At 44.5% G+C, this 13,419-nt stretch carries 11 protein-coding genes and 1 pseudogene; 2 read left to right on the plus strand and 10 right to left on the minus strand.

Features of this window, described 5'->3' with window-relative positions; genetic code table 11:
- From A6395_RS15220 to A6395_RS15235, 4 genes and pseudogenes are all read right to left on the minus strand, one after another.
- Positions 1-191, minus strand: a pseudogene (locus tag A6395_RS15220) (hypothetical protein); the annotation flags it as partial.
- A gap of 11 nt (positions 192-202) precedes the next feature.
- Positions 203-4,363 carry an RHS repeat-associated core domain-containing protein gene (locus A6395_RS15225; protein ID WP_071399674.1) on the minus strand — a complete coding sequence of 1,387 codons (4,161 nt, stop codon included), beginning with the start codon at positions 4,361-4,363 and terminating at the stop codon, positions 203-205.
- A 110-nt stretch (positions 4,364-4,473) separates the two neighbouring features.
- Positions 4,474-6,555 (minus strand): DNRLRE domain-containing protein, encoded by a 2,082-nt coding sequence (locus A6395_RS15230; RefSeq protein ID WP_071399675.1) that lies wholly within the window; start codon positions 6,553-6,555, stop codon positions 4,474-4,476.
- Positions 6,539-7,357: a hypothetical protein gene (locus A6395_RS15235; RefSeq protein ID WP_071399676.1), complete on the minus strand. Its 819-nt coding sequence runs from the start codon at positions 7,355-7,357 to the stop codon at positions 6,539-6,541. Before A6395_RS15235 ends, A6395_RS15230 begins: the two co-directional genes overlap by 17 nt.
- 751 nt (positions 7,358-8,108) lie before the next feature.
- On the opposite strand from A6395_RS15235, the gene A6395_RS15240 reads away from it, so the two are divergent.
- A complete protein-coding gene (locus tag A6395_RS15240) occupies positions 8,109-8,489 on the plus strand; it encodes a hypothetical protein (RefSeq protein WP_071399677.1) in 381 nt (126 codons plus the stop codon).
- A 69-nt stretch (positions 8,490-8,558) separates the two neighbouring features.
- Positions 8,559-9,506, plus strand: a complete 948-nt coding sequence (locus tag A6395_RS15245; protein WP_071399678.1) for a DNA/RNA non-specific endonuclease — start codon at positions 8,559-8,561, stop codon at positions 9,504-9,506.
- 164 nt (positions 9,507-9,670) lie between these two features.
- On the opposite strand, the gene A6395_RS15250 is transcribed toward A6395_RS15245, so the two are convergent.
- The 6 genes from A6395_RS15250 to A6395_RS15275 form a co-directional block, all read right to left on the minus strand.
- A complete protein-coding gene (locus A6395_RS15250) occupies positions 9,671-9,916 on the minus strand; it encodes a hypothetical protein (RefSeq protein ID WP_071399679.1) in 246 nt (81 codons plus the stop codon).
- Between the two features lie 47 nt (positions 9,917-9,963).
- Positions 9,964-10,464, minus strand: coding sequence for a hypothetical protein (locus A6395_RS16035; protein WP_159429470.1), 501 nt, complete (start codon positions 10,462-10,464; stop codon positions 9,964-9,966).
- Between the two features lie 55 nt (positions 10,465-10,519).
- Positions 10,520-11,146, minus strand: a complete 627-nt coding sequence (locus A6395_RS15260; RefSeq protein WP_071399681.1) for a helix-turn-helix domain-containing protein — start codon at positions 11,144-11,146, stop codon at positions 10,520-10,522.
- 340 nt (positions 11,147-11,486) lie between these two features.
- The gene (locus tag A6395_RS15265) at positions 11,487-11,870 is read right to left on the minus strand and encodes a hypothetical protein (protein WP_071399682.1); all 384 of its coding nucleotides are present in this window, start codon (positions 11,868-11,870) and stop codon (positions 11,487-11,489) included.
- A gap of 173 nt (positions 11,871-12,043) precedes the next feature.
- On the minus strand, positions 12,044-12,259 hold the full coding sequence (locus A6395_RS15270) for a hypothetical protein (RefSeq protein ID WP_071399683.1): 216 nt from the start codon (positions 12,257-12,259) through the stop codon (positions 12,044-12,046).
- Between the two features lie 381 nt (positions 12,260-12,640).
- Positions 12,641-13,096, minus strand: coding sequence for a JAB domain-containing protein (locus A6395_RS15275; RefSeq protein ID WP_071399684.1), 456 nt, complete (start codon positions 13,094-13,096; stop codon positions 12,641-12,643).
- Positions 13,097-13,419 lie beyond the last annotated feature (323 nt).

Below are 13,419 nucleotides of genomic sequence, written 5' to 3' on the forward strand. Positions count from 1 at the left end.
AAAAAATCTTCATCTCCTTTTGTCCACATTTTTACAAATTCTTCTTCTGAAAATTTTGTTTTAATAGGTTCATAGAACCCCATTTTTTCAACTTCTATTTTATATGTTTTTAATAATGCTAACATTTTAAAGGCATATTCTTTTTGATTAATATCATGAGTAAAGTTAAAACTAATTCTGACTTCTTCCATAAAAACACTCCTTATCTTCTACGAATTGTACCACCATTTCTTTTCACTAAATCCCGCACTGGCTTAGAAACAACTGTCCAATGTCTAACGTAAAGGACTAGTCGAACCCCGTCATTAACAGACTTTTCGTAATTTTTGAACTGTTTAGTTTTTGAAACATAATTAGCATTCTTAAATTCAAAGAAAGTATTGCCCTTGACGGCATCAGGAATTGCATTGTGATACTTTTTCGTATTTTTTTTCAATCCTAATTCGCGCAAAATTTTATCCTCAAACCACTTTCCTTTGGATTGATTTTGCTTGATTTGAGAATTTTTATTTTTTGCTGTTCCATTACCAGGTTTACTTCCGCCACCTACTCCAGCACGACCATAACTCGATCCTCCACCTATTCCTGTATTATATCCTGAGCCAAATCCATCTGGTTTAACCGCTAAACCACTTGAATCAATGAACTTTATAGGATTATTAACCGCATAACTATACCCATTTGCCATTTCGATTGATTCGTCACTATCGATTAAAGGATCTAGTGACAAGAAGACAGCTTGTTCTGGGTTATAATATCGCGCCATCAAGTAATAGAGTTCAAGATCTTCATCATAGTAATATGAAGCATACCGTATTGGTTGATTAACTAACTTTGTGTCTCGAATACCCTTCGTGATAGGGTTTCCCCATGCATCATACGAATACTCTGCAGAGATTTCCCCTGTAGAATCTGTAATTGCTATGACATCTCCACGATGATTTCTTTGATAATTGTACAATGAATCGTCTATTTTTAGACCTACCAATAATCCATCAACATTATATACATATTCACGGATTGTTTTTCCAGACGTATCAGTCTCAGCCATAAGACGATTTGAATCTCCGTCATAATGGAAGTAAATCGTTCCACTAGGACCTGTCTTTTGGATGCGTCGCCCATGTTCATCATAAATGAATTGCCATTTCTTTGATCCGTTCAATTCTTCAATTTCAGAAAGTTTTCCTAAACCGTCCCATTTATACTTTAGGCGTCCATCATCAATTCGATTTCCGTCTATATCGTATACAATTTTCTGGTTCATAAATTCGCTCATCCGGTTAGATTCATCGAATTTTGCTACTATTTGACCATTAATCTCTGTCCGGTTCCCACGCTTATCGTAGGAATAATTAAGTGTCTGTCCTTCGAATGTTTTCTCCTCGATAAGTTGATCTATCGCATCATACGAGTAAGATATTATTTGATTTCCTTTACTCAAGTTTATTAGGTTTCCGTATGAATCATATTTATATTGTTCAGAAGCGATCTGCTTTTCATTAGATAAAGCATTCCAAGAAGTCATATTACCATTCTCATCGTATTCTAGAAGCGTTTCCCCGCTTTGTCCGGGCATACTTATTTGAATTAACTTCCCGTGTTCATTATGACGAAATGTCCATTTGAAGGATTTTGTATTTGTATCAGTGACATTCACTGAAACTGAATCATTTCGATTCGCCGCATCATAAGTGAATTCTCGGTTTAGGTTGCCTAGGCTTGTGGAAAGTAGAAGTTCTGACTCAATTCCATTGACGTTTTGATAGTTCCAATTTTGAGTGAGTCCATGATAATCAGTCAAACTTATCAACTGACCTCTACCTTCCGTACTTGTTTCAAAAATGTATTTCTTTTCTTTAGAATTATCGCTGTCTTTTTGAACATTACTAAGACGCCCAGAAATTTTATCATAACTATATTTAAACCGTAGAATAGAACCATCTTTAATTTCAGTAACATTTCCTTCTTCATTGTAAATATTGGAAATGCGTTTACCGGAAGGGAGCGTCGTTTCAATTAAGTTACCTGTATAGATTTCATTGGAATACTGATACTGTTGACCGTTTGGACGCGTTACTGACGAAATGCGTCCATTTGAGTAAGCATATTTCGTAATCGCTCCAGGATCTATCACAACGTTATCTTTATTTACAACTTTACCAAACGCTTTTTGAGTGACTTCTCCCTTTTCATTATAATCATAAGCAATAATAGTACCGTTTTCTGCTTTTGTCTCTATTAATCTCCCTAACAAATCATATTTATTCTGCCAAATCCGACTTCCCTGCTCGATAGTCAATACGTTTCCAAACGCATCAACAGTATTAATCATCGGTACCTTACTCAGACCAGCATCTTTTAAAACATGGTTGCCCTGTTTATCATACGTGACTTCGGAAACAACTCTTCCAACAGACGCACGTACTGCATCCACGATAATATTCGTGGTTGATCCATTTTGTAAGGTGACATCCACTTTTACAAGTTTTTTATTGGATTCTGACGTCAATTGAATTGTCTGACGTTGCCACGTTGAAGCATTCTCACCATCGGTATAGTTCAATGCATTAAATGAAGCCGTTTTTTGGACGGTTGTGCCGTCCTCGTATGTGCCAATAACATTCAACGAATCCGTTTTAGATGCTTTTTGTGCCAACACACTGACATAGAACGGTTTTGCAATCGTTTGGTTCACAAGAATTGTCTGCTTGGCTGACCCGCCTGCTTGTAACTCCAAACCGGTATTGCTCATATACCCCGTTTGGCTTGCTGTCGCTTTTACTAACTGCCATTTGTTTGTTCCGTCAAAACCACTCTGCTCGACATGGTTAAATGCAGAGGCTGAAACGGCATGTCCTTGTTTTGCCGTATCCAATTGAACTTCGTCGAACAAAGTTGATCCACTTTCTGAAGTAATAGTAACTCGGACTTTCACAGCTCCATCGGGTGCCGTGAACTCCACGAAGCGTCTTGTCCATTCGTTAAGGTTACCCATCGGACGAATCACATATGAACCTACCGATACATTCGAGCTGTTTAGTAGCGTTAACGTGACGCTCCCCTTAGCTGTTCCTGTCGTTTTCATGTCGATACCAAGGTTGTAAGGATAGCCCGCTTTAACGTTCACTTCACGTGAGAAGGTCGCACTATTAAGCTGCAGAGCTTTTCCATTTCTTCCACCAGTCACAAGTGTACCAGGCGTGACTGTTTCCGAAGTCTCAAATCCACCATTCGTATATAGATTGACACCAGGCGTTAATCCAACACCCTCGCGAATAACATTCCCACGAGAATCATACTCGGTGAATCCAATTCGTTCTTCAGGCTCCTCATGATTGATTATCTCTTCACGGTCTTCATTCAATGCCACTTCTTCTGCCAAACCGAATTCATCTTCAATACGAAGGATATCGTCTCCGTTTTCGGCATATTCATACGTTGTGATGGAAGTCGCATCTTTCTCGACTAGAACATTTCCATCTAGCTCTGTTGTTTTGTCAACATCTGCCGTTTCACGGTCATCATAATCAGTTGATTCAACTGAACCATCAGGGTTTGTAATCTTGGTGATTCGATGGTCATCCCATTTATAACTTGTTGTTTTGTTAGCGGATGTCTCTTTTGTCAGGTGACCGTCTTTGCTGAATGTGTAGACTAGAGGTGCTTCAACGCCATTCTCGTCTTTGTCTACAGCTGTCACTTGATAGACCTTGTCATCTGATTCTTCCGTCGAGATATTTTTATAGGCTGTCCGCGTTCCGTCAATCTCGGTCACAAAGGACGGGATGAGCCCATCAAAATCTCCGAGGATTTCGTTTGGACTATCTGTAGCATGGCCGGGTAATACCAATCGATTGATGACAGAAGGGAAGTCAGGTCGGACTGCTACCTCGCCCGTCTCTTCGACTGTAGAGACGCTTTCCGCGTATTCATATTCATAGACTTCGATTGAGGATTCACCTTTGAAACTCTCTACTTTCACAAGTCGATCCCAAGCATCATACGAATAGCGGTACGTCCGTGACTCTAGTTTCTCATCTGAAGAAGCTGAAGCGATCATCTCGCTGACCCAGCCTTTGTCATTGTATGTGAACACTAAACGATTTGGCGATGTAGTACCGTCATCACTTGCTGCGTAAACAGCTTTCAGGCGATTCGTCCCATTTACTTCCTCATACTCGAAACGTACTTTATTTTTCTTACCTGCCTCTTTCGCGTCATATTCCATGGCGATGAGTTGACCGGCTTCGTTATAAATCTCTCGTTCCCCGTCACTAGACTGGATCACGTATTCATTTTTGACATTATCAATCAAAAATTCATAGTCTACTCCGGTAGGCGGCAACAGTTTCTCGACCATCTGATCGCCTTCTTTGACTAAAGTGCGAAGGAAGAGATGGCCACTACCGTCTGCATCTACATAACGAACGACTCTCGGATTAGTCTCTTGAGGAATTTCAAGGCGACGCTCTAAACCACTGTGCCACCCGAGCCCAAACATACCAAGCCGCACGGCTTGAGAATTAAATACCGGTCCGCTGAAACTGATGGTCCTCTACCTGGCAACACATCATCGGCTTCTTCAAGGAACTGGTTGCCCTTCAACACATTGAACGCACCGAGGGACGTATCAAGCATCGGATAAAATTCTTCTGTACCTAGATCCGGTTCATCAACTGTCACAATATTTGGTGTTGTCGGAAGCGTGCGAAGTAAATTTCCTTCTGAAACAAAGTTAGATGCAAGTAATACATTATTTTTTAATGCACGTCGATGTGCGGTGACACGTATCCAATAATTTGTCTTATCACCATACTTCCCACCAGATAACCGATAATTTGGGCTAGGGTCAACCGGCAATTCGCCGCCTTTCCCAACTACGCCGTCAATGTTCAATCTGTACGACTGGTTTTCCAATGGCCAAAGTTTTTTGTTTCGAGAATGCCATGATGTCACATCACTTGGTAATGTCTCTATTAAGTCATATTCTTTTCCATTGTAGAGATAAACATTATACCCGGCAGCACCAGGAACAGGCTGCCAATTAGCAAACAGGAATCCTGTGTTGTTTCGTCGGTTATCGGAATACCCTACTGCCTCGGAAGTGACACGAGGTGCTGGTACATTCATTGTACGTACAGTAGATCCTGCACTTTGACCCTTAGTTGATCTTGCGTAAACTCTAAAATAATAGTGAAGGACGCTAGGATAAATAGCGTGATCCGGATTATTCTTCTGATAGAGAGGACGTGGGTCCCCGGGGAAATCTTGTCCATCACCTTTTCTAAAGGCTGACCGCGTATTGATCGGTATGGCATTGATCTGTTGTGGCGTCGGGAACAAACGTTTTCCGTTAGGGCTCCAACTCGTCTCCTTCACGTTATCAATTAACTCATAAGCGAACCCGTTAAATGCATATATATCATAGCTTGTCGCATAATCTGACTCATCCCATTCCAGAACGAATTGAGCTTTGTCATCTGCAGTTGTATCTCCTATTGATAGTGCAAGACCTGTCGGTACATCCGGAATCAGTTCTTGGAGAGAACGTTTAGCTACTGAAGAGGCCGAACCACTTCCTAGTTTATAGTCTGCGATTACACGGAATTGATACGACAAAGTGTTGGTAGTGGTCCCACTGCTCGTGTTAAAGAAACCTGATGGATCAACCAAAAGATCTTGACCGTCCCCATTTCGGAACTTGATCCCACCAGTCGATGATTCTTTAGTTACGTATTGACTAGTTTTCGGAAATAGTCCTTTACCTTTTGTCGTATAGGCCCTAGAGGCACCTGTATAAATCGTTTGCCATCCTTTACCGTCAAACATTTGAAGACGATATCCCGTGGCTCCTGTCATCGCTGGCCAGTTGATATTGATGTAACCGGTAGACGCCGACGGGGTGGTCAAGAATCCTTCCGTCGTGATTGATGCCATCTTCGGATAGCTGTAAGTGACGTTCAGCTTCGTTCGGTTCTTGTTGTTTTCAGACGCACTGATTTGCTTCCAGTGTGTAGTGGTATTGCCGTTCGTATGCAACTTGAATCCATAATCGGTACGACTTCCTGCGGCGACTTGAGAGACAAACGTGCTCACATCAAAGTTCGCCCATTGGTCTCTCGCGACGTTCGTGGATAGGAGATTCGTCGACGACGGTCTCGTATTCCATGTGACCCCGGTCTCTGACCAGTTGGCATTCACCCGATCGAGCCAGAGTCCGTTTTTTTGCGTCGCATAATAACTCCAAGTCACATAAGTACTCATCTCCGCAGCGCTGACGACCGCGCCTCTAAGATCAGTCAGTGCAGGGAACTTGATTAACCCATAGTTCGTCCCTGTCGTCGCATCGAAGTATCCGACCCATAGCACGTACTCGCCACGAGACGAGCTCCAAAACTTGTTCATGTTCGTGGTCGGGTTCTTACTTGATACAAACGTATCGAGGGTCGCGTCACGGGCTAGTGTCGGATCGACGTAAATCGGATAGACTCGCGCTGGATCGTTCAACCACTCTTGATTAGGCACGATTTTAAGCTCATATGAAGTTGCCATTCACTTCAATGAGTTCATATACGATATCAAAAGAGCGAGCGGGAAGTCCTGACTTCTCATCGATTGCACTGTCCTGCATTTCAGGGACAGGCATCGTGATGACAAGGGCATCCTCTTCGTAAAAAAGAATCTGGTTATCCTTTAGTACAGGTTTCAATGATGTATTGAATTCATAAATGATTTCTTTCGGTAATTGAGCAGACTGATTAAAAATCAAGTCTTCCTTCACTTCATCGTTCAATGCGATGTGACGCAAGTCCACATTCGGAAACACATTTCGATGCCAAACCTGATTTTCACGGACGAGGGTTTGAGTATCCTTGGGCGCTACTAGCCCCTCCTCGTACTGGAGTCCTTTTAACGTGAAAGCAATACTTGTAGAGTCTTCTCCAACTTCTAAAAATGGTGTTTCCGACCGTAATGCTCGGTCAAAACTTACCGGGAGATTTGTAGACTTCGGTGAAAACCCTCCCTGAGTCGATTCCAACGTTGCATCCACAGGTACGATTTCCCCATCGCCATTTTTAATTTTCACCGTGTCATCATAGGCGGTGAGCTCATAGTTACCAGGCTCATTTCCTTCCGTCACGACCACATGATCTCCTGTAATGTCTTCTACAGGCAGATAATCCGGCTCGGAATCAGGTGCAACCAGTTCAGCATTCTGTTCCTCATTAGTCGATGAAGTAGGCGCTTTTCTTTCATTTTCTTCAGCCTTTACTCCTTCTCCCATCGGGAAAGAAGATAATACAAGTGTCACGACTAAAAACCATGACAACATTTTATGACTTAACTTATACATACATAACCTCCATATTTTTCATTAAATGTTATGAACAAGACAACATGACATCATGAATCTTACACAAAATTAGAAAAAGAGGGAATAGCAAATTACATATTAAACGATTAAAATATAATGAAAATGTAACTTTGAAATATTTTTGTATTATTGTTTCAATATAACCGTGTTTATTAATGAAATAGAGAAACCATCTGCTACGCTTAAGAAATTTTAAAACCATAAAAAAAGTACTCAACATGATATTGAGTACTTTAAACAATAACTCGGGGCTCACATCTAGTAGAAACGATGAAAAGAGAGTCCTTTTTTAAGAAAAGCAATGCGCATTGATTTTTTCATTTGATAGAATGAGTTCAAAAAAGGACAAACGAATGACAATAAACAAGATACATCAACTAGTCCGATCTATAAGGATGTGGAGAGTCGGTCGGAGGCAACACACCATCTAGAAACACATACGTCGTGCTCCTCCATCCCATATCGCACTATCATGAACGGGATGATTTTTGATGAGACGTTTATATATGCGGGACGCAGCTATCGATTCACCACTGACCCTGATCTAAAAAAGAAGAAATAGATGAAATGAAATTCCAAAACAAAGAACGTTTTTGACAGATTTGGTCGACGAAGTTTCATGTGCAACACCTCCTAAGGTTTTTAAGAACCGTATTCGATTTGTACATAAACTCGTCACTGTTTGCCATACGTAACACGAGATACACTTAAATCAAAAAGGAGTTATCTCATGAGACTTCAAGAGTGGATTAGACTGTTTTACAAAACGGAAACACTGCGATTTGATCACCTTTGGACATACTTAAATACGACACCCCAAGAACTTGAAGCGTACATCGATCGACTCAATCCTTGGTTGAACATCGCTTTGAAGTCCTCTGATGGTATCGATGACGCGGAAATCATCGACGAACTTGAGCATTACCTACTTCAGCGATTCAACAAACGGAAAAAGAAGGTCAAAGTCACGCTCGAGGTCGAATTGGAACTATCGGAAGATGCCTTCAATTTTTCTCAGACCGAAAAGATGAGAATGATTGAACGGGTCACAAACCATATGGAAGCCCAAAACTTGAAGGATTGGCGCATTGTGAGGATGCAGAGGATATAATTGATTGGTGTGTATGTAGATCTGTCTACGTACATACATGTATACATATCATGTACGAAGGAGCAAAAAATGAAATTCACTTATTTAGCCCTACCTTTGGCCGTACTACTGATGGCCGGTTGTACCAATGAAGACACGTCTTCCAAAAATGAGAACATGGAAGAGCCCGCTCCACAAGAGGAAACGGTAACCGAGACGGCTGAAACGAACAAAGAAGAGGCGACTGCCGAACCTGTTTCCGAAAAAACCGTCGAGACAGAAGAGACGACCACGAATTCGAACAGTGATCTGTTCTCAGGCTACAAACTGATCGAGGTCGATGGTGGTGACGGATCAGGATATCGTGAAGCGAACGTCGTCGTCGATATCGGTTATGGGGAACGCGAGTATTGGGCGTTCACGAACGAGCATGGGCAGCTTGTGCGAGTGGTGGCTGAGAAAATCCTCTTACAAAACGACGACACGGAAGACGTGACGTCGAATGGTCGCTATTACCATGACGAGGCGAATGTCCCGGGCGTCGAACACAGCGAGCTCGATGAGGGTCACGTCATCGCCGACTCACTCGGTGGCGTCTCGAACGCCTACAACATCACACCGCAGGACAGCACGCTCAACCGATACGGGGACCAGGCCTATATGGAAGACGTCATCCGAAAGGCCGGGGGTGCGACTGACTTCGAGGCAATCATCACGTATCCAGACACGAGCACGCAAATCCCGTCCCATTATCAATACACGTATACGGTGAAAGGGAATGTTGTCGTCGATTCGTTCGATAACGTCAACCCGGACGAGGTGAACGAGGCACTCGGTCTGACAGAAAGCGAACCGGAACCGGAAGCCCAAACTACAACCGAATCCGAAGGTGATGTCTCGAGCGTGGACACGAACGGCAACGGTCAGGTGACGATCCAAGAGGCAAAAGATGCCGGTTTCAGCATGCCGATCATGAGCGATCACTGGCTCTACCCATACATGCGTGACAACGATAATGATGGGATGGTCGGGGAGTAACTTCTTAGATTTAATACAATCATAATTGTGAAAGGCGTGTTCTTCAAAAATGGAAGAATACGCCTTTTGATTTTAGGTCAGCTTCAATTGGTCATTTGAGCAAATCGATTTTTTTGAGCGAAGACCAGGAGACGTTTAAGCCTTCTTGTGCAAAAAAAGTAAGCCTACCCTTCGATTTCATCATCCCACATCTGATAAAAACCATCTCCCACGCGCGTGAGAACGTCGTCATCCTCCTCCGGTTCCAGTCCATACCATCGAGCCGTAGTCACGACCTCCCCACCCAATCGAATGCTGACATTCTCCTGGGTGTACGCAATAGCAGAGACGGCCTGCCGTTTCACTTGATCGAGCTCTCCATCTACTTCCCTCATTACACCTGTGTGGTAGTCAATTGTGTATGTTCCCATATGTCCTCCTGTCTCTACGTTGAGATGAGTCGTATTTTTTAATGAAGCTAGTCTTGTTTGGGCAAATACATCTCTTCCAGTAATAAACGTCCTTTGTGATAAGCTTCCTCGGCCGTCAAAAAACCTGATTTGTAGTGGCGTCTCCCCGCAACGGTGATCCAAGCACGGTAACGCACCTCTTGGCTCTTTCGGGTCTTATATTTTGACACGCCCCTGAACCCGGTGGAGCTATCCTTGCGAGGTTCTTTTCCTTTGAACAGCGGCAACATGACATCGTTCACACGTTTATCATCATACTCCTCTCGCAGATGCACATGTTCCTGTTCTCGCTTTAAACAGCCACATGACTTGGTGTCCCCGATTGTCAAATAGACCCCCTTGACGACGACCTCCTTACCGCAGTCACATAGACAGCGCCACCTTGTCCTTCCCGCTTCGGTCCCAACGAACTCTAAAACAATCAATCTCCCGAACCGGTGTCCGGTCAAGTCCTTTCGCATCAGCGCACCACCTAACCATCTTTTTGAAACAGAAATTGATTGACCCATCTGGAAAATCAATTCGACGACGGACTCCTCGCGTCCTTCATATCGGACGAATCTTTCACGTCGTATCAGATTCATTTTTATACATTCCTGATTTCTTTTTCAATCTAACATGCTCAATCAACGCTTGCATGATTTGTTCTTCTTTAATTCCAAAATCCTGATCGAACGGCACTCGCTCTCCTTCGAATAAAAACGCATCAACCAAGTAAAGGACTCGTGGTTTTTTACGCGGGGCGCTTTCCTTGAGACATCGTTCCCAGACGAACTGCTCGAACTCTTTTGAATGACCCCTATGCTCGATCGCACGTCGTACCATCGTCCGTGTAATATCAAGGTGATCTTCCCATAGCCAACGTCCGGCCACTTGGTGCCACATTTCAATGCGCCCCTGCTCCTTGATTGCTTCTACATCGACTTCGACGCGGTACGGCGCCTCATCCTCATTTTTAACGACATCCCGTGAATCCCCTGTCACCGAGTCTGGATACATATCCCATCCTTCAGGCATCCGTTCTTTGATGAACTGCTCGAGCGCCTCCTCACTGATCCGATAACCTTTTTTACGCGACTCGAGCGGTTCCGCCTGTATCACGCCTTTTCGTACCCAGTTGCGGACCGTCTCCTTATGGCTTGTGAGCTTGTTCTTGGATAAGATTTCGAACGCCTCGTCAATCGTATACATGGTGGACCTCCCTTTTAACACAATGATGATTTTATTAAATAATACCATAATCGTTGTGTTAAAGTAAGCATATTTTTTGGCTTCGAATTGATCACAAATCATTGAATGGATTCGAAACAAAAACACCATTCGGCCGAATGGTGTTCCTTGCGTGGCGTTAGACGCGCCCACGCTCTTGCTTTTGACGTTGTTCTTACGCTCCGTGCCTCCCGTCAGAAAGGGCCAGGAACATAGAGATGCGGCAATCAGCCAGCAGCTCTTGTTATCGGGCCGTCAGGGGGGCAGCGGTGCGATGAGCGACTTCGCCTCCTGGCGCTAGACGCTCACGCATGAGCCCGGATCACCATTCCTTCTCCCACGCTCCGTCCTCGGACACGCCCCAATCCTCGAATCGGTACTTGATGAGCCAATGCACATGCATCACTTCATACTCGAACACACCTCTCGACAGCTCCGAGACGACGAAACTGACGGCACCGTCCGCCACCACCCATGTCCCGTACAGATACACCTTCTTGCGCGGACGCTCTGCCCCGTCCAAATAGATGAGCACCCGGAAGTAAGGCGAATTTCGCCCCTCGTCGAAACGGACGACCTTCTCGACGCAATGTTCCTTGTCGACGACACGCATCCACTCCGGATGTTCCATCAGTTCCGAAAACACCGTCCGGACGAACGGATCCAACCCTTTAAACGCATAGTCATCCAATCGCATGTCGTCCATCACGTCTCATCCTTTCCGATTTTTATATAAACCTGTTCCCCGTCTAAAGACAGTTCAGTCTTGGTCCATAAACCAAAAGAGATGATGCTCACAAAATGTATATACGTATACATGTATACATGTATACACGTATACAAATCTACATGTATACGTATATACATAATAGAAAAACCTTATGGCCGACTATGTACCTGAAGCGTATCCGTGTTGAAGAAAATCGTGGCCTGCGTCAATCGCTCCCCTTCTTTCACGTCACAAAGGATGTTCATACTCACGAGTTTGAAGTCCTCATTCTCAACGTTCAACCGATCAGGAATCCTTCGAAGCAATACCTCGGTCATCTCATCCATTGTCTGTTGATCTAGTTTGTAATCCTGCATTTCAATCATCCTCTCCTCTTGATAGCCTAACGATACTTCGTCTCCGATCGTGTAGCATCTCAGGCTACTTCACGTAAGCCCTGGTGTTGTTTCAAACAAGCCCTAGGGCTTGTTTAGAAAACATGGTCATTTTCAATAAACAAACCGTGTTTTCACTTCTGTCATTTCATCGAAAAATCCTTTTCGAGACAGACCAAAACAACGTCCAATCTTCACACACGAACCATCTCGTTTTCGTTATGCGAAAACGGACCTTTTCCCGGATCCCGCTCTATGGATCCAGGCGAGAGCAGCGCGAGTCGCCCGTCTCGTCAAAGAAAAACGTACGTTTTTCGTCCATGCCCTTATCGGACGGACCGGGACCGGTCCCCCGGCCCCACTCCATTCCACTCAACCCATGTAACCTCGCTGTTTCATACTGACGTACGACTCGTTCGACCCGAGGATGAGATGGTCGAGCACCGGGATACCGATGAGGTCGCCTGCTTCATGCAACCGTTCGGAGACGAGGATGTCCTCCCGACTCGGCGTCGGGTCCCCGCTCGGATGTTGATGACAGGCGATGATACACGAGGCGTTGTTCAAGATGGCGCATTTGAAGATCTCTCTCGGGTGGACGACACTTGAATTGACGCTCCCGACATGCGCCCGATGGACGCCGATGACCCGATTTTTCGTGTTTAACATGATGACGAGGAACACCTCCCGGTCGTCGTCCCCGATGAACGATGACCCGATTTGTCGGGCGCTGTCCGGAGAGTGGATGATGGCGTGCTCGAGAGCGACCATTTCCTCGCGAACCTCTTGCTTGATACGAATGACCTCGATGATAGCGGATAGTTCCATGGTTGTTTGTCCCCTTTCGGATAAGCTGTCCTCAGAACGAACACCGTTGTGCGTCCTGTTGACGGAAACGAAGCGAGCGTCGGGAGACGGTGCAAGGGCGACCGCAGGGAGAGCCTCAAAAAAATGCGTAGAGCGCACGCAGGTCCAGGCTTCCGTAGCCAACGAGCGAAAAGCCTCGCTTTGAGCCTGAAGCGAAGGAAGACGGGCCGAAGGGCGCGTCATTTTTTTGACGTCCCTTGCACCGACGACCAGCGAGCTAGAGTACGGAAACAGGACGCTCGGATTGCGTTTTGTAGGAAATCTAGTCGAAATGTATTTTTTTA

Source organism: Exiguobacterium sp. SH31, assembly GCF_001816105.1.
GTDB lineage: Bacteria > Bacillota > Bacilli > Exiguobacteriales > Exiguobacteriaceae > Exiguobacterium > Exiguobacterium aurantiacum_A.

Bases quoted from the DNA above. Each gene is read 5' to 3' on its own strand.
- A6395_RS15225 (WP_071399674.1), bottom strand. From the start codon at position 4,363: ATGGTCGAGAAACTGTTGCCGCCTACCGGAGTAGACTATGAATTTTTG.
- A6395_RS15230 (WP_071399675.1), bottom strand. From the start codon at position 6,555: ATGGCAACTTCATATGAGCTTAAAATCGTGCCTAATCAAGAGTGGTTG.
- A6395_RS15235 (WP_071399676.1), bottom strand. From the start codon at position 7,357: ATGTATAAGTTAAGTCATAAAATGTTGTCATGGTTTTTAGTCGTGACA.
- A6395_RS15240 (WP_071399677.1), top strand. From the start codon at position 8,109: ATGAGACTTCAAGAGTGGATTAGACTGTTTTACAAAACGGAAACACTG.
- A6395_RS15245 (WP_071399678.1), top strand. From the start codon at position 8,559: ATGAAATTCACTTATTTAGCCCTACCTTTGGCCGTACTACTGATGGCC.
- A6395_RS15250 (WP_071399679.1), bottom strand. From the start codon at position 9,916: ATGGGAACATACACAATTGACTACCACACAGGTGTAATGAGGGAAGTA.
- A6395_RS16035 (WP_159429470.1), bottom strand. From the start codon at position 10,464: ATGGGTCAATCAATTTCTGTTTCAAAAAGATGGTTAGGTGGTGCGCTG.
- A6395_RS15260 (WP_071399681.1), bottom strand. From the start codon at position 11,146: ATGTATACGATTGACGAGGCGTTCGAAATCTTATCCAAGAACAAGCTC.
- A6395_RS15265 (WP_071399682.1), bottom strand. From the start codon at position 11,870: ATGGACGACATGCGATTGGATGACTATGCGTTTAAAGGGTTGGATCCG.
- A6395_RS15270 (WP_071399683.1), bottom strand. From the start codon at position 12,259: ATGATTGAAATGCAGGATTACAAACTAGATCAACAGACAATGGATGAG.
- A6395_RS15275 (WP_071399684.1), bottom strand. From the start codon at position 13,096: ATGGAACTATCCGCTATCATCGAGGTCATTCGTATCAAGCAAGAGGTT.